We start from the raw sequence: 17308 nt of genomic DNA, 5'->3' as shown, positions 1-17308 counted from the left end.
CGAACGCCGGCTGCCACCGTCGGGGCCGGCAGGATCGAGTGGCTGAATCGCCTCATCGATCTGGAATCGATCTTGTATCCATGTTGCTCAAAGGGAGAATGTGGCTATGAGCACTACGTTTGATCTATCTCCGCTGTATCGGTCGAGCGTCGGCTTCGACCGGATGCTTAACAGTCTCGAAAATGCCGGTCGCTTCGCGACAATCGATGCTTGGCCGCCCTACGACATCGTCAAGACAGGTGACGACGATTATCGCATCGAGATGGCGGTGGCTGGATTCACCGAAGACGAGCTGACCGTCACGCAGGAGCAGAACATGCTCATCGTTGCAGGGCAGAAGTCCGGCGAGGACCAGAGCGGACGATATCTGCACCGAGGCATTGCGGCTAGGTCTTTCCAGCGCCGCTTCGAGCTTGCTGACCACGTGAAGGTCGCAGGCGCGAGCCTAGTCAATGGTCTGCTGACGATCAGCCTGCAGCGCGAAATCCCCGAGGAAATGAAGCCGCGCCGCATCGCGATCGCGACCACTGACGGGATGGCGAAGGGTAACCGCGATCAGCCCGAACCTCACAAACTAGCCGCCTAAAGCTTCTGCCAGAGGTGGTTTCTTCACGGCGCTGGACGGTACGTCCGGCGCCAACGGCAGAACTTTGCAAACCAGCTAAGAGAAAGGAGAACAATCATGAGTGTCCGTGACCTTATTCCGTGGGGTCGCAATAACAATCAGACCCCTTCTGTTTATCGTGACGAGGATCGAAATCCGTTCCTTTCGTTGCATCGCGAGGTGAACCGCCTGTTCGACGACGTGTTTCGGGGCTTCGACAGCCGGCTGCCCGCGTTTGGTTCGCTCTCGTCGTTCGCCGGCAGTTGGCCAAGCGTCGAAATCTCCGAAACTGACAAGGAGATCAAGGTGACGGCCGAAATCCCCGGCCTCGAGGAGAACGACGTCGAGGTTCTGATCGATGACGGCGTGCTGACACTGAAAGGCGAGAAGCGTTCCGAGACCGAGGACAAGGAGAAACAGTTCTCCGAACGCTTTTATGGACGTTTCGAGCGCCGCATCCCCCTCGGGGTTGAGGTCGAGGAGGACAAGATCGACGCGCGCTTCAAGAGCGGTGTGCTGAGCATCGTGCTCCCCAAGAGCGCCAAGGCCCAGTCGCAGGTGAAGCGTATCGCGATCAAGAGCTAACGTATATCGCGTCGGTGGCGGGCCAGCGGGCCGCCACCGACGAGATCCTTCGCCAAATTGGGAGGGATAGCAATGACGGAGAATATCAGACACACCTTGAATACTGGATCGGTTGGACCGACGCGGTCACGGTTCACTAACGACAACCGCGCGTCGCCACTATCGATGGGGCGCTCGTTGTTCCCCGAAGACGCGGTCGCGCACATTTACAAGCCGTCCCGCTCGGTGGTGACGTCGGGTACGGCTCGCACGAAGGGCTGGAAGCTGCGCTTCGAGCCGCGGAGCGCGCCTTTCATCGAGCCCCTCATGGGCTGGACGGGCAGTGAGGATACACTGACTCAGGTCGAGCTCAGCTTTCCGACTCTGAAATCAGCGGTTCATTACGCGGAGCGGCAAGGCTTGTCCTATGTCATCGAGAGAGGGCGGCAGGCCCCCCGGCACACGAGCACGCCAGGGGCGCACATGAACCATCCCTTCTCCGACGCGACGCTGGCGAAGCTTGGGCTGTCGCACCTGCAGCGAAAGTACGGACAGGCTATGGAGGACGCCGCGAATCGGAACGATCCTGCGGGTCCGGAAACATGGGCGTCGCCAATGGATGTCTTGGCGGACGCGGCGCTGTCGCTAGAGGCCAAACGATCGATTCTAATGAACTGGGCTTACACCGAGTACTTGATCGATCTGGCGACGAACGAGGGCATGCCCGAGAACAATCGCCCGACGCGACTAGATGAGGTCGAACAGGCGTTGCTTGCGCTCGAATGTCGCGTCGCTGCGGACGATGCCCGCTCGAAACGAAAGGTCGCGTGAGGTGCGGCCATGGACCCATTCGTCATCTTCGATTGCGAGAAGGTCCTGCGGAATCGCTTCGCGCTGACGGTCGTCGCCGCAGCGCGGAGCAGGGCGCTCAAGACGGGGAGCGCCCCTCTGCTCAAGCGGCCCACCACGGACGTCGTCGACCTCGCCCTGCAAGAGATCGCCGCCGGCGTCTTCACGAGGGACGAGCTTGACCTGTGCCAGCTTGACCGCAAGCCCGCGCGGTCGCTGCCGTCGCCGGCCCGCCACCAGCTCCCTGACCGCGCGGTGGGTGCCACTGCAGCGGTTTCTGGTAGCCAGACTTTCATTGATGATCGTCATCGCGGGAGCACTTTTCGGTGGTGCAATTAACGATCTACGGATGATGGATCCAACCAACAAGGAGGAATAACCAATGGTGAAATCGTTGTCGTCAAACGGCCGGCCGGCCCTCGATGTCGTTAGTCTCGTTGCCGGTCTCGGTCTTCTGCTGTCGCCCTGGTATCTCGGCTTCACCTCTGACGCCTATGCCGCCTGGAATGCCTGGATCATCGGCGCAGCAATCTCGGTAATCGCGGTTTCAGCCCTTCTTGCGTTCCACGAGGCCGAGGAGTGGATCAACGGGGTGGCTGGCCTGTGGGCACTCGTGGCGCCATGGGCCCTCGGTTTCTCGGCCCTGACGGGCGCCATGTGGGCCCACGTAATCGCCGGCGTCGTGGTGGCCTTGGCTTCGGGCGCCTGCATTTGGTTTGCCCACAACCGTACTTGGTCCGCTGTATGACGAATTGCCATGCTCGGCCCGGCTCATTCCGGGCCGAGCTTCAGGCGTCCCGTCTGACCGCAAGCGGAAAGGACGAAACCGGTCGTAGAGCTATCATGGGGGTATTCATGAGCAAGAGAGCCACAGTCGTACATCGGTCGATCATTGTTCTCTTTACGATCTTCGTAGCCGCGGTGGGCATTCCCCCCAGCGCCTTTGGACAGGTCGTTCCCGGATTGGCAGGGCAACTTCCTACGCTCGCGCCTTTGCTAGAGCGCGTTACGCCGGCGGTGGTCAATATCTCCGTCATCTCGGAAACGCCGACCGCCTCCAACCCACTCTACAACGATCCATTCTTTCGACGGTATTTTGACCTTCCGGATCAGCCGCCGGCCCAGCAGCGCATGAGCGCAGGGTCGGGCGTGATCGTGGACGCCAGCAAGGGTTATGTCATCACCAATCACCACGTGGTGGATAATGCTGGCCAAATCACGGTGACGCTCAAGGATGGCCGCCGACTCCGTGCAGAGCTTGTCGGATCCGATCAGGCCACGGACATTGCCCTTCTCAAGGTGGAGAGCCGAAACCTCGTATCCTTGGAGATAGCCGACTCCGATCGTCTCAAAGTCGGCGATTACGTTGTCGCCATTGGTAATCCGTTTGGCCTCGGTCAGACGGTGACGTCCGGCATCGTCAGCGCCCTTGGGCGCAGTGGGATTAACAATGAGGGCTATGAGGATTTCATCCAGACGGACGCTTCGATCAATCCGGGAAACTCGGGAGGTGCGCTAATTACGCTCGACGGCAAGCTCGCCGGAATCAACACAGCAATCCTGAGTCCCGCCGGTGGCAACGTTGGCATAGGTTTCGCCGTGCCAAGCAACATGGCGCTGGCTGTGATGAACCAGCTGATCGACCATGGCGAGGTCCGTCGAGGTAGGATAGGGATCGGCATCCAGGATGTAACCCCCGATCTCGCGGAGGCGCTTGGCCTAGGGGACCTGCGCGGAGCGGTGATCAGCAATATTGAGGCGGGGTCGCCGGCCGAACATGCCGGGTTCAAGGTTGGGGATGTCGTGACCGCTGTAGACGGCCGTGCCCTTCACAGCTCCACAGACTTGCGTAACCGGATCGGCCTCACACCAGCCGGCTCGAACGTCAGGCTGTCGGTCGTGCGAAACGACGGTAGGCACGACATCAGTGTGCGGATCGAAGGAGCGCAGCGGGCCTCGTCGCAATTGACGGGAACGCCTTTTGATGGGGCAAGCTTGCGAAACGCCTCCGCCGAGGAGGCGCGGGAGGTTGGCGCAGGAGGGGTTGTCGTGGAGAGCGTCGCTCCGGGAAGCCGGGCCGCGCGCGCTGGTCTGATGCGCGGAGACATGATTTTGGCGATCAATCGCACGCCGGTGACATCGATCAATGATGTCCGTCGCTGGACCGCCGATCGTAAGAGCACCCTCGCCGTCGAACTTGTACGCAACGGCGCGCGTACGCTTCTGATCATCAGGTAATCGGAGCACACTGAATGGAGATGGACAGGAAGACCCAGTTCAATATTTGGTACTGGATCGGCGCGTTCTTTTTACTGATGGCGTTTCAGTACCTTTATGCGACCGCCACTCAAGTTGCTCAAATTCCCTACAGTCAATTCGAGACTTATGTTCGCGATGGCAGGATCGCGGAGGTGGCAGTATCGGACCGGTTTATCCAAGGGCGTTTCAAGGAGCCCGTCGAGGGCCGGTCCTTCTTCATCACTACGCGCGTCGAGCCCGACCTTGCCCGCGAGCTTCAGCAGCACGGTACCGTCGTCAGCGGCCAGATCGAGAGCACATTCCTGCGAGACCTCCTGTCCTGGGTTGTCCCCGTCGTAATCTTCCTTGGCATCTGGATGTTCATGCTCAAACGGGTGGGTGGCGGCATCGGTGGTGGGCTGATGCAGATCGGCAAGTCCAGAGCAAAAATCTATGTCGAGAAGGACACCGGCGTCACCTTCGAGGACGTCGCCGGCGTCGATGAGGCCAAAGATGAACTCAAGGAGATCATCGACTTCCTAAGGGATCCCCGCGGGTACGGCCGGCTTGGCGGACGCATGCCGAAGGGCGTGCTGCTCGTCGGTCCGCCTGGTACGGGTAAAACGCTGCTGGCTAAGGCCGTGGCCGGCGAGGCCGGCGTGCCCTTCTTCTCCATCTCAGGTTCTGAGTTCGTCGAGATGTTCGTCGGCGTAGGCGCAGCGCGGGTGCGCGATCTGTTCGAGCAGGCGCGTGCCAAGGCGCCCGCGATCATTTTTATCGATGAACTCGACGCGCTCGGCCGCGCGCGAGGCCTCGGACCTCTTGTGGGTGGCCACGACGAGAAAGAACAGACGCTTAACCAGTTGCTGGTCGAGCTCGACGGTTTCGACTCGTCGACTGGTCTCGTTCTTTTGGCAGCGACCAACCGCCCGGAAATCCTTGACCCTGCCCTGCTGCGCGCCGGCCGCTTCGACCGCCAGGTCTTGGTCGACCGGCCCGACAAGGCCGGCCGTATCCAGATCCTGAATGTGCACCTGAAGAAAGCCAAGCTCGCGTCCGACGTCGACGCGGATAAGATCGCCGCACTCTCGCCCGGTTTCACCGGAGCCGATCTGGCCAACCTCGTAAATGAGGCGACGCTGCTGGCAACCCGGCGCAAAGCCGATGCAGTGAGCATGGAAGACTTCAACAACGCCGTCGAACGCATCGTTGCAGGGTTGGAGAAGCGCAACCGGCTGCTCAACCCGAGAGAACGCGAGATCGTCGCCTATCACGAGACAGGCCACGCGCTGGTCGCCATGGCGCTGCCTGGGGTCGATCCGGTTCACAAGGTTTCAATAATCCCACGTGGGGTGGGCGCCCTTGGGTACACGATACAGCGCCCGACCGAGGATCGCTTCTTGATGACCCGCGAAGAGTTGGGGAACAAGATGGCGGTCTTGCTTGGCGGAAGGGCTGCCGAGCACATCATCTACGGCCACCTTTCAACGGGCGCCGCCGACGATCTAGCCAAGGTTACTGATATCGCGCGCGCCATCGTCACGCGATACGGCATGACCGAAAGGCTCGGCCACGTGGCCCTTGAAAGGGACCGCCGCTCATTTATTGGAACCGATCAGCCCTACTACGGTCCGGAGGAACGCTCCTACTCTGAGAAGACGGCCGCCGAAATTGACGAAGAAGTGCAGCGCATCGTGGAAGAAGCCTTCGCAAGGACCGTCAGCCTGTTGCAGCAGCGACGCGAGTCATTGGACCGGGTGGCCCGGACGCTGCTCGAAAAAGAGACTCTCGAAGAAAGCGAACTCACCGAGCTAGCGGGACAGACGTCCCCTAGAGAAGGCACTCAAGTACGCACAGTTGGATGCTAAGCGGCGGTTGCACGCGAAAAGTGAGAAGGACCGCGCAGCGAGGGCGGCAAGATCATGCGTGACGGAGGTTGCGTCATAGGGTCGGTTCGGTATCGGTCTATAAAATGGAGGACTTCGTCGATGACCTCGGGCCTCCATGGCTTCTCAATAGCGCCCAAGGCGCACGCAAAATCCCCCGGGATGGCCTCCGGATTAGCGGTCACAAAAACCACAGGCGTTTTCGTCTCCCTAACAACCGCCGATGAAATACTCGCACCCGAAGGCCCGTCACGAAGATTGACATCAACGAACGCCAAGTCGGGCGAAGTTTGCAGCGCCGCTACGAGGGCCTCGGTTGCGTCTGCGGCCGTTCCTACAACCTCGTGCCCGCGTCGCTCGAGCATGGTCTTCAGATCCAACGCGAGAAGCCAGTCGTCTTCAACAACCAGGATGCGCAACGGTTTCATTGCACTTCCTCCACCCGACACTGTCATGGGTCTAAATCGCCGACATAGTGGTCCTTGCCATTCCGGCTATTTAACGGCCGTCATTTCTACTTGGTTCCCCCCGTCGAAGAGACGCGGACGCTTTCGCGATGCGTCGACGCCCGCCCGCAGGGGGCAAGGTGGGTCGCAAGGGACACCTGACGAGGCAAGCCACGGCGTGAGCACCTATGCGAGCGATTGCGACGCTTCATGCGCGGAGAGCGATTTCTGATGGCTGGTCACCCGGGAGATGGTCCCACGCCACGTGTTCTTCGATTGTTCATAGCCGACGGAACCCCGGGTGGGCGAAGGGCGCTCATCAGTCGAAATCGCCTCGCAGCTGCGCTCGACGAGCACAAGTGCCGCATCGAAGTCGTCGACGTTCTAACGAGCCCAGAAGCCGCGGAGAGTGCTGGGGTTCTCGCAACCCCGACGCTTTCGGATGACTCAGCAACACCGCCTCGTCGAATTATTGGTGACTTCAGTAACGTCGACCAGATCATCGCGTTCTTTGGGTGCCCACGAAAGGAAAAACACCGATGACATCCCGCTCGCGTGATGGAGAGGCCGTCGGCGACGCCGCGGGTGGCGTGTTCGATCACGCTGCTTATTCAATATGACGAACAATCTCACGCCCTCCGGATCGACAGGCGAACGCCTGGAGATCGATGACTGCGACAGCCACTTTGGCCTCGCGCCCTCCTCGTTTCGTCTGCTCGTGGAGAACACGGCTGACGGAATACTGCTCGTCGATCCCGACGGAGCCGTGCTCTATGCCAATGCGGCAGCGGCCAGGATTTTCGGCCGACGCAGGCGCGATCTTCTTGACGTGTCGCTCGGCCGTCCCATCGTTGAAGGAGAAGCGACCGAGATCACAGTTAGGCGCCCCAACCTGAGTCCGGCTCAGGTGGAGCTCAGAGTTGTGGAGGTGGAATGGAACAGCGAGCATGCCCTGCTCGCCAATCTGAGGGACGTGTCCTTGCAACGCGCCAATGAACAAAGACTGCGCGAACTTCAAAAACTGGAGGCTCTCGGTAAACTTGCGGCTGGCATAGCTCACGACTTCAGGAATCTGATCATGGTTGTCCAGGCTGGACTTCGGCTGATCGGCTCAAAGATACGAGAGGGCGGCCCACCTGAAGATGTGGCGATGCTCATTCAAGAGATTATGCAGCGCACGCACAACGCCGAGGCGCTCACCGGGCAGCTGCTGACGTTCTCGCGAAAGCAAGTCCTCGCACCAAAGCTCGTCGACATCAACGAGCGAATCTTGTCGATCGCATCCATCCTCGGACCAACCCTCGGTAGGGGGATATCAATTCGGACGGAGCTGGACGACAATGTCGGAACCCTAGAAATTGACTCAGACCAGCTCGACGTCGCCTTGCTTAATCTTGCTGTTAACGCGCGAGATGCGATGGACGGACGCGGCACGCTCTCGATTGCAACTGGCGTTGTGGCCGGCGGAGTCGCCAGCAGTTCACATATGATCCGCATCACGATCACGGATACAGGCGTTGGCATGGACGCCCAAACTAAGGCGAGGGCCTTCGAGCCGTTCTTTACAACGAAGGGCGACGGAAAGGGCACGGGGCTCGGACTCAGCCAAGTGTACGGGTTTGTCGTGCAATCCGGCGGGCAGGTCCGCATTGACAGTGAGCCCGGGGCTGGCACCCGCGTGAATTTGTTCCTGCCGCGGAACCCGCCAGACCCTGACCCGCCTGCGGGCGAGTGAGAGGGAAAGGTTGATGGCGCCGGCACCCGCCAAATATCGTGACTCACGAGGGCTGAGATCAATGAGGAAGCCGCGAGCGGGCGATAACGCTGTCGATCGTCAGTGCAAGTCTCGTGCGAGAATGCTTATCTTTTTCGTTGCCAACCGACCCCGACCGGAACCATGCCGCAGCACCAAACAGAACTTATCACAATGCTGGCGCTCGGAGTCGTGCTTGCCTTCGGCTTCGGACTGGCCGCGCGATTCTTGCGCCTGCCGGCTCTGATCGGCTATTTGCTTGCCGGAATCGCGATTGGTCCGAATACACCCGGCATTGTGGGCAATGTCGAGTTAGCGCGCCAGATGTCGGAACTGGGCGTCATCCTGCTGATGTTCGGCGTGGGGCTGCATTTCTCCCTCAACGATCTTCTCGTCGTGCGTCGGATCGCTGTGCCAGGCGCGATGATCCAGATCGTGACCGCAACTCTCATTGGAACCCTCGTATCGAGGGCATGGGGCTGGAATTGGAGTGCGGGCCTGGTGTTTGGCCTTGCCCTTTCAGTGGCAAGCACGGTGGTGCTGCTGCGTGCGCTGGATGAAGTAAGTCTGCTGGACTCCCCCAATGGCAGGATCGCCGTCGGTTGGCTGGTCGTCGAGGACATCGCCATGGTGTTGGCCTTGGTAGTGCTCCCCGCGTTCGCGGCACCGGTCGGCGCGGACGCCCCGGCAGCGCCTATCGGCGCCGGGACGGCAGGTGTTGGGCTCGCGCTTGGACTCACGCTGATCAAGGTCAGCGCCTTCGTTGCGGTCGTGTTGGTCTTCGGGCGGCGTGCCGTGCCGTGGCTGCTCAGGCAGGCAGCGCGCTCAGGATCGAGGGAACTCTTTACGCTGGCGGTGCTGGCGATAGCACTGGGCATCGCTTACGGGTCGGCGGCGCTGTTCGGCGTCTCCTTTGCACTTGGCGCATTCTTTGCGGGGGTGGTGCTCAGCGAGTCCGAGCTCAGTCACCGGGCCGCAACCGAGTCGCTGCCGCTTCAGGATGCGTTCGCGGTGCTATTCTTTGTTTCGGTCGGGATGCTCTTTGACCCCTCAATCCTTGTGAATGATACGCTGTCGGTGATCGCAGTCGTTCTAGTGATTGTGCTCGGCAAAGCTCTTACCGCTACGGGGATCGTGCTCGCACTCGGCTATCCAATGTCGACCGCTTTGGTCGTATCCGCGGCGTTAGCCCAGATTGGGGAATTTTCTTTTATTCTCGCCGATTTCGGGGTGTCCCTGGGGCTTATGCCGATGGAGGGCCGTGATCTGATCCTCGCCGGAGCGTTGCTCTCGATCACTGTCAATCCATTTGCGTTTGCGGCTGCTAAGCTCATGGCGCCTTTGCTAACCGCACCCACGCCGGGAGGTGGCGAGGGTCGTCACTTCGATCCCTTGTTGGGTCTGCATGTGGAAGATCGTCCCACGGCGCAGGCGGACCACGTTATTGTCGTGGGGGCCGGCCGAGTCGGACGCACGATCGTCGCGGCGTTGCGCAAGGCAGGAACTCCGTATGTTATAATTGAGCGAGATCGGCGACGTGCCGAAAAGGCTCGTGAGGAGGGCGCAGCGGTGAAGCACGGCGATGCTGCGGCCCCGGGCGTCCTTGAGGATGCGGGTGCGGAGCGTGCGCGACTTATCGTCATTGCCGTTCCAGATGGCTACGAAGCGCGGCGCGTGCTCGAGCGCGCTCGTGAGATAGATGCGCTCGCCGAAGTTCTCGTGCGCGCTCACGGCGATGCTGACCGCACGTATCTTCAAGAACGCGGTGCGACCCGGGCAATCTCAGCCGAATACAACGTAGGCTCGGCAATGGCAGAGGCAACGCTCAGCGGCTTGGGCGTCGCGCCGGCGGCAACCTCAACTACCGTCGACGAACTGCAGGAGGCGGAAAGCTCAAATGTTGAAGACTCCGGTACGGATATGCACGGCGCCCCTGAGCTGCGTCCTCATCCAGAATAGAGAAGAGAGATCCTGTGCTTGAGTTCGCTCCCTAAGGCCGAATGATCGTGACGTTTCGGGGACCTTCCAGAGAAATTGCGCCGCGCTCGCGGAGATCCGTAAACGCTCGACAGACTGTCTCGGTCGAGAGTCCGAGCAGATCGGCGATGTCGTAGCGTGTAATGGGCAGAGCTAGATCGTTTTCGCCAGATCGGCCGATCCTATCTCTAAAATGGACCAGGAAAGCTCGCACCCGTTCCGGAGCCGACATTGTGCTCACTACGAAAATTTGCTGCTCCAGCCTTTCAATTGCCGCGAAGGTTCCCAGTCGGATGAGCTTGGCAGTCGCCGGATCAGAGTCCGCGAGAGCCTCAATTGCCGCTCGGGGATAACAGGCAACTATTGTTCCCTCCACAATTGCTTGCACCGAGGAGGCGTGCGCGTCGGATGATGAGAATCCAAAGAAGTCACCTGGGAGGTGAATGTCCGCAATTTGCCGTCGTCCATCACTGCGGATACGATATTTGCGTGTCGCTCCGGAAACGATGCGATACCACCAGTCACAACGATGGTGGTGTTCGAAGATGTCCTGATCACGCTGGAACGTCCTGAGGATGGCGATAGAGTTTAGGTCTCTCGGACTCTTGTTGATCCGTGGCTCGCAGTCCGAGCCGTCAAACCGCGATGAACGTTCCATCGACACCCCTTCAGAACGGAACCGTCCAAGCAATTGGACGACCGTGGTGACGATAGAAAAACGTGCGGGTAAGGAGCTATTTGTGGATTCACCTTATGGGAATTCTCGTAAAGGGAAATGGCCCGCTCAGAGAGTGGACGAGGTGGCGCGTCGTTACTGGGCGGGAGTCACATCTTTCCTTGCACGACCCGTTTGTCAGCGCTTAGAGGTGGATCATCACTTGGCACTACTCCTTTAAGCCAGCGAGAACCGCGAGCTTAATCGCCTCCGCGACGGTTTTCACTCCTAGCCGCCGCAACATGCGGGAACGATGAACTTCAACGGTTCGGACACTTATGCCGAGTTCGTGGGCAATCTCCTTGTGGGCCTGACCGTCGGCGAGCCGGACCAGCACCTGCCGCTCACGCTCGCTTAGCGTTTGCACGCGAGCTGCCGCCTCGTCGCGCTCGTCGGTGACCTCAGAGGATCCTCCCTCCTTTGAATCGGTCAACGTCTTTGACGTACTCGCAACCTCCTTGCCGACGACGCCAATCGCGACCGGTCCAGCCGGGGGAAGATCGAGGCGATAGAAATCGAACAGGAAAGGTCGGCTATCCTTCGACTTGGTGTGGAGCAGCCGTAGCACTCCCGTCCAACGCCCGTCGGAGAGAATCCGATGCCAAACGCCATAACGCAGCTGATCGCGGTCTCCGAGCGCCAGAAAATCGGCAATATGAAGCTCGGACGCCTCACGCAAATCAGCCAACCCGACGTGTTCAAGGCCAGCGTGGTTCACGAAGAGCGGCCGGCCCTGAAGATTCACGATGCCGATGAAATCGGACGATGCGGCGATGAGCCTTGCGAGATATGCGTTTGGAGCAGTTTTCTCGCGCCGTCGCAATTCCAACATGGCTTGGCTTGCGGCCATGCGCTGAAGGAGTGTTTCCACCTCAGTTGGGAAATCTGGCCGATCCGACGCGACTATCACGGTCGCCTCGCCGTGATTGCCGATGGGCGTTGCGTGGACAGTGACCTTGTTGCCGCTGACCGGGCTGACGATCTTTCCCCCGTCCGTAATGGCTGCCAATAGGGAGTTGCGGACAGTCGGAACGAATGGCGGCGGCAGTCGTCCGTTGGGCCCATACACGAGCTCAACGACGACTTGCAGCGTCGCTATCGACATATATACAAAGTCGGCGTTGAGGGTCTTCACAAGGACCGAGGCCAGGCTTTCGACGACCGCGTCCTCCTCCAGGTCCTTCCAGTCCGCTTGCAGAGCGGAGAGGCGAAAGAGGTCGTCGAGCGCGCGGACCAGCTTTTGATTTTCCTCCACAGGCATTTGCGTCTCCGCCGATCAGGGTCTGACAGATCCTGCGGATCGGCTCTTGCCTGCTACAATCAGGATCGGTTTTCGGCTACAGTTGGGTTCGTGTCAGCCGAGTGCAACTAGCCATAGCAGATGCAGCAGGCAGTTGTCAGGCTCGCTCCACGGACTAAATTTGCAGCGGCGGCTAGGTTCTGTCCAGACGGAGCGGTGAGAAGTGTGAACCCGAAAGTGAGACCATGAGGTTGGACACGAACGTGACTGCGAAGAAGCGACCCAGATATACCCTCCTCGATGATCCCGGGTCAGCTGCCGGGAACGAGATCATCGTCACAATTTTCGACTGGCAAGGGAAGGCCCCCATCCGGGCCACCCTCGGATGGATGGCGCATTCTCGAGAAGGCGCTCACATTGGCCCGGACGAGAGCGAGGAGGTCGATGTAGGCCTTGCGCTCGCTCAGGCGCAGCGCCTGCTTCAGCGTTACGGTTTCCAAAGGATCGTGATCGTGCTTGAGCACGAAGACCTATGGGATCCCGCGTGGGGCGATCTCGTCCGCCGCTAACGCCGGGCTAGCGACTATTGGGGCCGGACCGGGAACCTCGAGAGTCAAGCACCGGCGCGGCCCTTTTTGCACGCTGGAACGATCATCCCTTCCGGTGAAACCTTGGGCGGCGACCCCGTCTCGGCCGATGGGCGGTCGGGCTTTTGGTCATGCCCCAGCGCCGACAAATCGCGAAATAACTGACGGTCATCAGTGCCAATCCGGCGGAGAGTCGCCACGATCCCTTCAACGTCAGTAAAGGGAGTTGGCAAATGCTCGCCTATCCAGGAAATGCGGGGCGCACGTTCGATCCATTTCGGCAGATGCGACTCGTGCAACAGGATGTGAAGCGCGTGATGAACAACCTGCGAGCCCCCACAACGTCTGAATTTCCCCCAATCAATATTTGGACCGGCCCCGACGGCGCCGTGATCACTGCGGAGATTCCTGGCGTCGCTGCCGATGACCTCGACATCGCGGTCCATCAGAACACCGTAACCCTTCGTGGAAAACGGGACATCGACCCGGTCGCCGAAGGCGCGGTTGTTCATCGCCAAGAGCGCGTTGCGGGTTCCTTTGCCCGCAGCCTCGTCCTTCCGTTCCGCGTCGATGGGGAGAAGGCCGCCGCAGCGTTCCGGAACGGGCTGCTTCGGCTCGAGCTCCCTCGCCCCGACGCTGATCGCCCTCGCAAAATCGCTATAAGCCGGACTTGAAGGAGACCCGTCATGGCCGCTCAGGACACCAGCATAAGCGAGGCCGCCGAAGCCACACGAGATGCGCCGGTCTTCGTCCCTCCAGCAGATATAATCGAGGACCAGTCCAGCCTGTTGATGGTTTTAGACCTCCCCGGCGCCGATCCCGAAAGCCTCGATGTGACGCTCGACAAGCGGCTCTTGCGGATCGCGGCGCGCTCGGTGCCGAGCCGCCCCGAAGGCTACACACTGCAGCACGCCGAGTATTGGGATGGCAATTACGAGCGGAGTTTTGTCATCTCAGAGCCAGTCGACGTGGCAAAAATCGAAGCGATTTTCAAAGACGGCGTTCTGCGGCTGACGCTGCCAAAGGCGACGCCGGCGCCGGCTGCCAAGATTTCCGTCAAGGCGGCGTGAGGCGACGATGAAAATCACCGACCTCATTCCTTGGAGCGGCACCGGGCGGGACGTGGGTCCGCAAACGGGACCGGTGGACCCGCTTCGTGCGCTGCAGCAGGACATTGACCACGCATTTGAGCAATTCTGGAGGGTGCTGCCATCGCCATTTCCGGAGTTCGCACCCTCCGCACCCGATTCCGTCCGGCTGGATGTCAGCGATAGCGACAAGGCGATAACGGTCACCGCTGAATTGCCTGGCCTCTCTGAGGATGACATCGAGCTTTCGATCAGTGAGGGCTCTCTGACGATCCGCGGCGAAAGGAGTACCGACCGAAAAACTGAAGACGGAGGACTCATCGTTCGCGAGCGAACATACGGCTCCTTCCAACGCACCCTGCAGCTTCCAGACAGTGTCGATGCCGACGCGGCAAGCGCGACATTCAAGAACGGTATATTGACCATCAAGGTCCCGAAAACGGCTGAGTCCATCGCCAGTATTCAACGCATCCCTGTGCAGGCGGGTTAATATCGCCGCTCCGAGCCCCACCCGCCTTGCCTGCCCGCCATCCTCCCCCGGGGTGGCGGGCACTTTTGTGACCGCACGAGCTCATCATTGGCCGGCGGTGATCCCGGTGAAATTCCGGATTCCGCTCCTGCCTGGTTTGCCGGATGAAGATCGAGATCGACGACATTGGAAATGACCGGCCGGATCGTGCCGCCCATAGCGGAGGTGTCATGCCAACATGTGCCATTGGCACGGATAACGACGGCACCGTTACCTCCGCCACGGAGCGACCAGCGGGGCGGCGCATCGTCGAGTGATGAAGGCGAAATGCTCATGGGTCACGAGCCGTAATTTAAGCTGAGACATTATCTCGGTCTGTTGCGGATTGATCGCCAAGACGCTATCCAGCCGGTGTCGGAAAAGGCAGACTTGGTTTGGTAAGCCCAAGTCCTTTCGGTAACGAAAGCTCTGGTCTTTGGCCTCGTGTCGGAGATCCCCACGACGAGCATGGGACGCTCCCCGGCGTCCCGATTGTTCGTCCGTGAGGTCGCTCATTCGAGGAACGCTCCGGTCGAACGTGATCGACACAGGAGCGTTTCATGCCCAATTCCCAACCCATCTACGAAGTCGTAATCGCCGGCGGCGGCCCGGTCGGGCTCTTCCTTGCCTGCGAGTTGCGTCTCGCAGGCGTCTCCGTCCTTGTCCTGGAGCAGGCTGCCGATCCGCTGTCTCCTTTGAAGGCATTGCCGTTCGGAATGCGCGGTCTGTCCGCGCCGACCCTTGAGGTCCTCGATCGCCGCGGCCTGCTCGACGACGTCAGGGAGGCGAGCCAAGCGAACAATGCCTCGGGCGCCACCAAGGCCTTCGCGCATTGGATGCAGCAGCAGCGCCGGCCTGCCGGCCATTTCGCCGGCATCCAGTTCTTTTACGAGGACATCGACGTCTCGCGGTGGCCGTACCGGCTGCCAAGTCTGGCCGGGGTCAATCTAGCCGTGGACATGCAGTCCCTGGAAACCGTCCTCGCTGCCCGGGCGACCGCAATGGGGGCGGAGATCCAGCGTGGCGTCGGCGTCGAAGCTTTCGAGCAGACCGACAACACCGTGATCGTCCGCGCTGGCGGCCAGACCTTCCGCTCGCGATGGCTAGTGGGCTGCGATGGCGGGCGCAGCGCCGTGCGCAAGGCTGGCGGCTTCGAATTCGCCGGCACCGATCCCGAATTCACCGGCTACTCGGTCGAGGTGGAACTGGCAAACCCGGAGACGCTCCGCGTCGGACGCACCTATACCCGGACGGGCATGTACACCTACGCGCAGCCCGGCACGATCGCGATGGTCGACTTCGATCGCGGCGCCTTCCACCGCACACAGCCGATCACGATGGAGCACGTGCAGGTTGTTTTGCGCCGGATCTCCGGCGCCGACGTCACCTTGACCACCCTCCGGCTCGCGACCACATGGACGGACCGAGCCCGCCAGGCGACGGCCTACCGCAACGGACGGGTGATGCTTGCCGGCGACGCCGCGCACACGCATTCGCCGCTGGGCGGTCAGGGTCTCAATCTAGGCCTCGGCGACGCAACAAACCTGGGCTGGAAGCTGGCGGCCACCATCCATGGGCGCGCCCCGGCCGGATTGCTCGATAGCTATTTCGCTGAACGCCATCCCGAGGGCGCGCGGATTCTCGACTGGTCCCGCGCTCAGGTCGCGCTTATGCGCCCTACGCCGAGCACCCGAGCGCTCGAATCTATCATCCGCGATCTCATCGGAACGCGTGACGGCGCGACCTACTTCGCCGAAAAGGTATGGGGCCTGTCGCTGCGCTACGATCTCGGCGGCGGTCACCCTTTGGTGGGCCGGAGCGCTCCCGATTTTACGCTGATTGATGGAACGAGGGTCGGGAAACTCCTGCAGGACGGCCGTGGCCTGCTGCTGGATTTTGCTCCAGGCGCGCCGCTGCGGCCGCTGGCCGACCGCTGGCAGAGGCGGTTCAACTATATTTCGGGGGACGCCGAGAACCGGCTGGGATTACGCGCCATCCTCATCCGTCCCGATGGTATGGTTGCCTCAGCGATTGAGAGCGCCGCAGACGATCAAGGCGTTCGCCAGGCGGCCGAGCGCTGGTTTGGTGAGCCTGACGGGCCGCCTAGCTAAGTCGTGCTGCGCGGCATGGCGAAGATGCGATCGAGTTCAACCAGATCTGCCGGGGCAAGTCGCAGATCGAGCGCGTCGCGGTTCTCCCTCACATGCCGTACGTTTCCTGCTTTCGGAATCGCGACAATTCCGTCCTGTCTCAAGACCCAGGCGAGGGCCAGCTGGGCGCGGCTACAGCCGTACCGCTCTGCCGCGCGGGCAAGCCGCCCGTCCCTAGCGAGATGACCTCCGCAGATGGGAGAATGTGCCATGATCGGAACACCCCGCTCCCTGCACCATGGAAGAAGGTCGCACTCGATGTCTCGCCGGCACAGATTGTAGGCGATCTGATTTACCTGCACCAATTTTCCCACGGGAATGGCCGCGAGGTCCTTCAAATCGCGGATGAGGAAATTTCCGACACCCCAATAGCGTATTTTTCCGGCGCTTCTGAGTGCCTCAAAGCCGTCGAGCGTTTCGGCGAGAGGGACGTTGCCTCGCCAATGCAGCAGAAAAAGATCAATACGGTCCGTACGAAGTCTTCTCAGGCTGCGTTCGCAAGACGTAACGACACCGAGGCGGGAAGCGTGGTGCGGATGAACCTTGCTCACAATGAACACCTTCTCGCGCTGCCCGTCGATCGCCTCCGCCACCACCTGCTCTGCTCCACCGTCCGCATAAGACTCCGCGGTGTCGATTAGCGTCATCCCGAGATCGATGCCCGTCTTCAGAATGTCGTACCGCTGACACACGCGATACACGC

Annotated in this window: 19 protein-coding genes; 15 read left to right on the top strand and 4 right to left on the bottom strand. The window is 60.7% G+C overall.

The genetic code is table 11. The features are described 5' to 3' along the window. The first annotated feature begins 106 nt into the window (after window positions 1–106). The 7 genes from AC1Q67_RS23860 (at window position 107) to ftsH (ending at window position 6123) form a co-directional block, all read left to right on the top strand. Window positions 107–586 carry an Hsp20 family protein gene (locus AC1Q67_RS23860; RefSeq protein ID WP_006023619.1) on the top strand — a complete coding sequence of 160 codons (480 nt, stop codon included), beginning with the start codon at window positions 107–109 and terminating at the stop codon, window positions 584–586. Between the two features lie 96 nt (window positions 587–682). After that, window positions 683–1189, top strand: a complete 507-nt coding sequence (locus AC1Q67_RS23855; protein ID WP_006023618.1) for an Hsp20/alpha crystallin family protein — start codon at window positions 683–685, stop codon at window positions 1187–1189. A 72-nt stretch (window positions 1190–1261) separates the two neighbouring features. After that, complete coding sequence (locus tag AC1Q67_RS23850; protein ID WP_006023617.1) at window positions 1262–1999, top strand: NADH dehydrogenase ubiquinone Fe-S protein 4; 738 nt, start codon at window positions 1262–1264, stop codon at window positions 1997–1999. Between the two features lie 9 nt (window positions 2000–2008). Beyond that, window positions 2009–2356: a DNA-directed RNA polymerase subunit omega gene (locus AC1Q67_RS23845; RefSeq protein WP_024921871.1), complete on the top strand. Its 348-nt coding sequence runs from the start codon at window positions 2009–2011 to the stop codon at window positions 2354–2356. Window positions 2357–2399: 43 nt separating this feature from the next. After that, on the top strand, window positions 2400–2765 hold the full coding sequence (locus AC1Q67_RS23840; protein ID WP_006023747.1) for an SPW repeat protein: 366 nt from the start codon (window positions 2400–2402) through the stop codon (window positions 2763–2765). A gap of 107 nt (window positions 2766–2872) precedes the next feature. Continuing rightward, window positions 2873–4255, top strand: coding sequence for a DegQ family serine endoprotease (locus AC1Q67_RS23835; protein WP_024921870.1), 1383 nt, complete (start codon window positions 2873–2875; stop codon window positions 4253–4255). Between the two features lie 14 nt (window positions 4256–4269). Next, on the top strand, window positions 4270–6123 hold the full coding sequence (gene ftsH / locus AC1Q67_RS23830) for an ATP-dependent zinc metalloprotease FtsH (protein ID WP_006023745.1): 1854 nt from the start codon (window positions 4270–4272) through the stop codon (window positions 6121–6123). Here the strand turns inward: ftsH and AC1Q67_RS23825 are convergent. Continuing rightward, window positions 6120–6569 (bottom strand): response regulator, encoded by a 450-nt coding sequence (locus AC1Q67_RS23825; protein ID WP_006023744.1) that lies wholly within the window; start codon window positions 6567–6569, stop codon window positions 6120–6122. The two genes, ftsH and AC1Q67_RS23825, sit on opposite strands and share 4 nt — an antisense overlap. A gap of 228 nt (window positions 6570–6797) precedes the next feature. Between AC1Q67_RS23825 and AC1Q67_RS23820 the strand changes: the two genes are divergently transcribed. The 3 genes from AC1Q67_RS23820 to AC1Q67_RS23810 all read left to right on the top strand — a co-directional run bounded on the left by AC1Q67_RS23820 (window position 6798) and on the right by AC1Q67_RS23810 (window position 10299). Then, window positions 6798–7130 (top strand): circadian clock KaiB family protein, encoded by a 333-nt coding sequence (locus AC1Q67_RS23820; protein WP_343299495.1) that lies wholly within the window; start codon window positions 6798–6800, stop codon window positions 7128–7130. A gap of 73 nt (window positions 7131–7203) precedes the next feature. Continuing rightward, a complete protein-coding gene (locus tag AC1Q67_RS23815) occupies window positions 7204–8322 on the top strand; it encodes a two-component system sensor histidine kinase NtrB (RefSeq protein WP_006023743.1) in 1119 nt (372 codons plus the stop codon). Window positions 8323–8484: 162 nt separating this feature from the next. After that, the gene (locus AC1Q67_RS23810; RefSeq protein WP_188098591.1) at window positions 8485–10299 is read left to right on the top strand and encodes a cation:proton antiporter domain-containing protein; all 1815 of its coding nucleotides are present in this window, start codon (window positions 8485–8487) and stop codon (window positions 10297–10299) included. Window positions 10300–10330: 31 nt separating this feature from the next. On the opposite strand, the gene AC1Q67_RS23805 is transcribed toward AC1Q67_RS23810, so the two are convergent. Both AC1Q67_RS23805 and AC1Q67_RS23800 read right to left on the bottom strand, forming a co-directional pair. After that, a complete protein-coding gene (locus AC1Q67_RS23805) occupies window positions 10331–10975 on the bottom strand; it encodes a helix-turn-helix domain-containing protein (protein WP_048758131.1) in 645 nt (214 codons plus the stop codon). A gap of 226 nt (window positions 10976–11201) precedes the next feature. Then, the gene (locus AC1Q67_RS23800; RefSeq protein ID WP_024922106.1) at window positions 11202–12293 is read right to left on the bottom strand and encodes a LuxR C-terminal-related transcriptional regulator; all 1092 of its coding nucleotides are present in this window, start codon (window positions 12291–12293) and stop codon (window positions 11202–11204) included. A 368-nt stretch (window positions 12294–12661) separates the two neighbouring features. On the opposite strand from AC1Q67_RS23800, the gene AC1Q67_RS23795 reads away from it, so the two are divergent. From AC1Q67_RS23795 to AC1Q67_RS23775, 5 genes are all read left to right on the top strand, one after another. Beyond that, entirely contained in the window at window positions 12662–12841 is a 180-nt protein-coding gene (locus AC1Q67_RS23795; RefSeq protein ID WP_244434543.1) for a hypothetical protein, read from the top strand. A gap of 410 nt (window positions 12842–13251) precedes the next feature. Beyond that, window positions 13252–13533 carry an Hsp20/alpha crystallin family protein gene (locus tag AC1Q67_RS23790; protein ID WP_245264420.1) on the top strand — a complete coding sequence of 94 codons (282 nt, stop codon included), beginning with the start codon at window positions 13252–13254 and terminating at the stop codon, window positions 13531–13533. Window positions 13534–13545: 12 nt separating this feature from the next. Further along, window positions 13546–13929 carry an Hsp20/alpha crystallin family protein gene (locus AC1Q67_RS23785; protein WP_006023740.1) on the top strand — a complete coding sequence of 128 codons (384 nt, stop codon included), beginning with the start codon at window positions 13546–13548 and terminating at the stop codon, window positions 13927–13929. 7 nt (window positions 13930–13936) lie between these two features. Then, window positions 13937–14437, top strand: a complete 501-nt coding sequence (locus AC1Q67_RS23780) for an Hsp20/alpha crystallin family protein (RefSeq protein WP_006023739.1) — start codon at window positions 13937–13939, stop codon at window positions 14435–14437. Between the two features lie 578 nt (window positions 14438–15015). After that, a complete protein-coding gene (locus AC1Q67_RS23775; protein ID WP_006023738.1) occupies window positions 15016–16566 on the top strand; it encodes an FAD-dependent monooxygenase in 1551 nt (516 codons plus the stop codon). Here AC1Q67_RS23775 and AC1Q67_RS23770 read toward each other — a convergent pair. Continuing rightward, the gene (locus AC1Q67_RS23770) at window positions 16563–17297 is read right to left on the bottom strand and encodes an aldo/keto reductase (RefSeq protein ID WP_492237649.1); all 735 of its coding nucleotides are present in this window, start codon (window positions 17295–17297) and stop codon (window positions 16563–16565) included. The two genes, AC1Q67_RS23775 and AC1Q67_RS23770, sit on opposite strands and share 4 nt — an antisense overlap. Window positions 17298–17308: the final 11 nt, after the last annotated feature.

Source organism: Afipia sp. GW823-FHT06G09, assembly GCF_058794875.1.
The sequence above is the reverse complement of the archived record's forward strand: the minus strand, read 5'-3'. Positions and strand labels throughout refer to the sequence as shown.

What these genes read in the sequence shown, in the direction of transcription:
- AC1Q67_RS23850 (WP_006023617.1), top strand. Translation starts at nt 1,262, where the DNA reads ATGACGGAGAATATCAGACACACCTTGAATACTGGATCGGTTGGACCG.
- AC1Q67_RS23810 (WP_188098591.1), top strand. Translation starts at nt 8,485, where the DNA reads ATGCCGCAGCACCAAACAGAACTTATCACAATGCTGGCGCTCGGAGTC.
- ftsH (WP_006023745.1), top strand. Translation starts at nt 4,270, where the DNA reads ATGGAGATGGACAGGAAGACCCAGTTCAATATTTGGTACTGGATCGGC.
- AC1Q67_RS23840 (WP_006023747.1), top strand. Translation starts at nt 2,400, where the DNA reads ATGGTGAAATCGTTGTCGTCAAACGGCCGGCCGGCCCTCGATGTCGTT.
- AC1Q67_RS23800 (WP_024922106.1), bottom strand. Translation starts at nt 12,293, where the DNA reads ATGCCTGTGGAGGAAAATCAAAAGCTGGTCCGCGCGCTCGACGACCTC.
- AC1Q67_RS23835 (WP_024921870.1), top strand. Translation starts at nt 2,873, where the DNA reads ATGAGCAAGAGAGCCACAGTCGTACATCGGTCGATCATTGTTCTCTTT.
- AC1Q67_RS23845 (WP_024921871.1), top strand. Translation starts at nt 2,009, where the DNA reads ATGGACCCATTCGTCATCTTCGATTGCGAGAAGGTCCTGCGGAATCGC.
- AC1Q67_RS23820 (WP_343299495.1), top strand. Translation starts at nt 6,798, where the DNA reads ATGCGCGGAGAGCGATTTCTGATGGCTGGTCACCCGGGAGATGGTCCC.
- AC1Q67_RS23855 (WP_006023618.1), top strand. Translation starts at nt 683, where the DNA reads ATGAGTGTCCGTGACCTTATTCCGTGGGGTCGCAATAACAATCAGACC.
- AC1Q67_RS23860 (WP_006023619.1), top strand. Translation starts at nt 107, where the DNA reads ATGAGCACTACGTTTGATCTATCTCCGCTGTATCGGTCGAGCGTCGGC.
- AC1Q67_RS23780 (WP_006023739.1), top strand. Translation starts at nt 13,937, where the DNA reads ATGAAAATCACCGACCTCATTCCTTGGAGCGGCACCGGGCGGGACGTG.
- AC1Q67_RS23815 (WP_006023743.1), top strand. Translation starts at nt 7,204, where the DNA reads ATGACGAACAATCTCACGCCCTCCGGATCGACAGGCGAACGCCTGGAG.
- AC1Q67_RS23795 (WP_244434543.1), top strand. Translation starts at nt 12,662, where the DNA reads ATGGCGCATTCTCGAGAAGGCGCTCACATTGGCCCGGACGAGAGCGAG.
- AC1Q67_RS23785 (WP_006023740.1), top strand. Translation starts at nt 13,546, where the DNA reads ATGGCCGCTCAGGACACCAGCATAAGCGAGGCCGCCGAAGCCACACGA.
- AC1Q67_RS23775 (WP_006023738.1), top strand. Translation starts at nt 15,016, where the DNA reads ATGCCCAATTCCCAACCCATCTACGAAGTCGTAATCGCCGGCGGCGGC.
- AC1Q67_RS23805 (WP_048758131.1), bottom strand. Translation starts at nt 10,975, where the DNA reads ATGGAACGTTCATCGCGGTTTGACGGCTCGGACTGCGAGCCACGGATC.
- AC1Q67_RS23825 (WP_006023744.1), bottom strand. Translation starts at nt 6,569, where the DNA reads ATGAAACCGTTGCGCATCCTGGTTGTTGAAGACGACTGGCTTCTCGCG.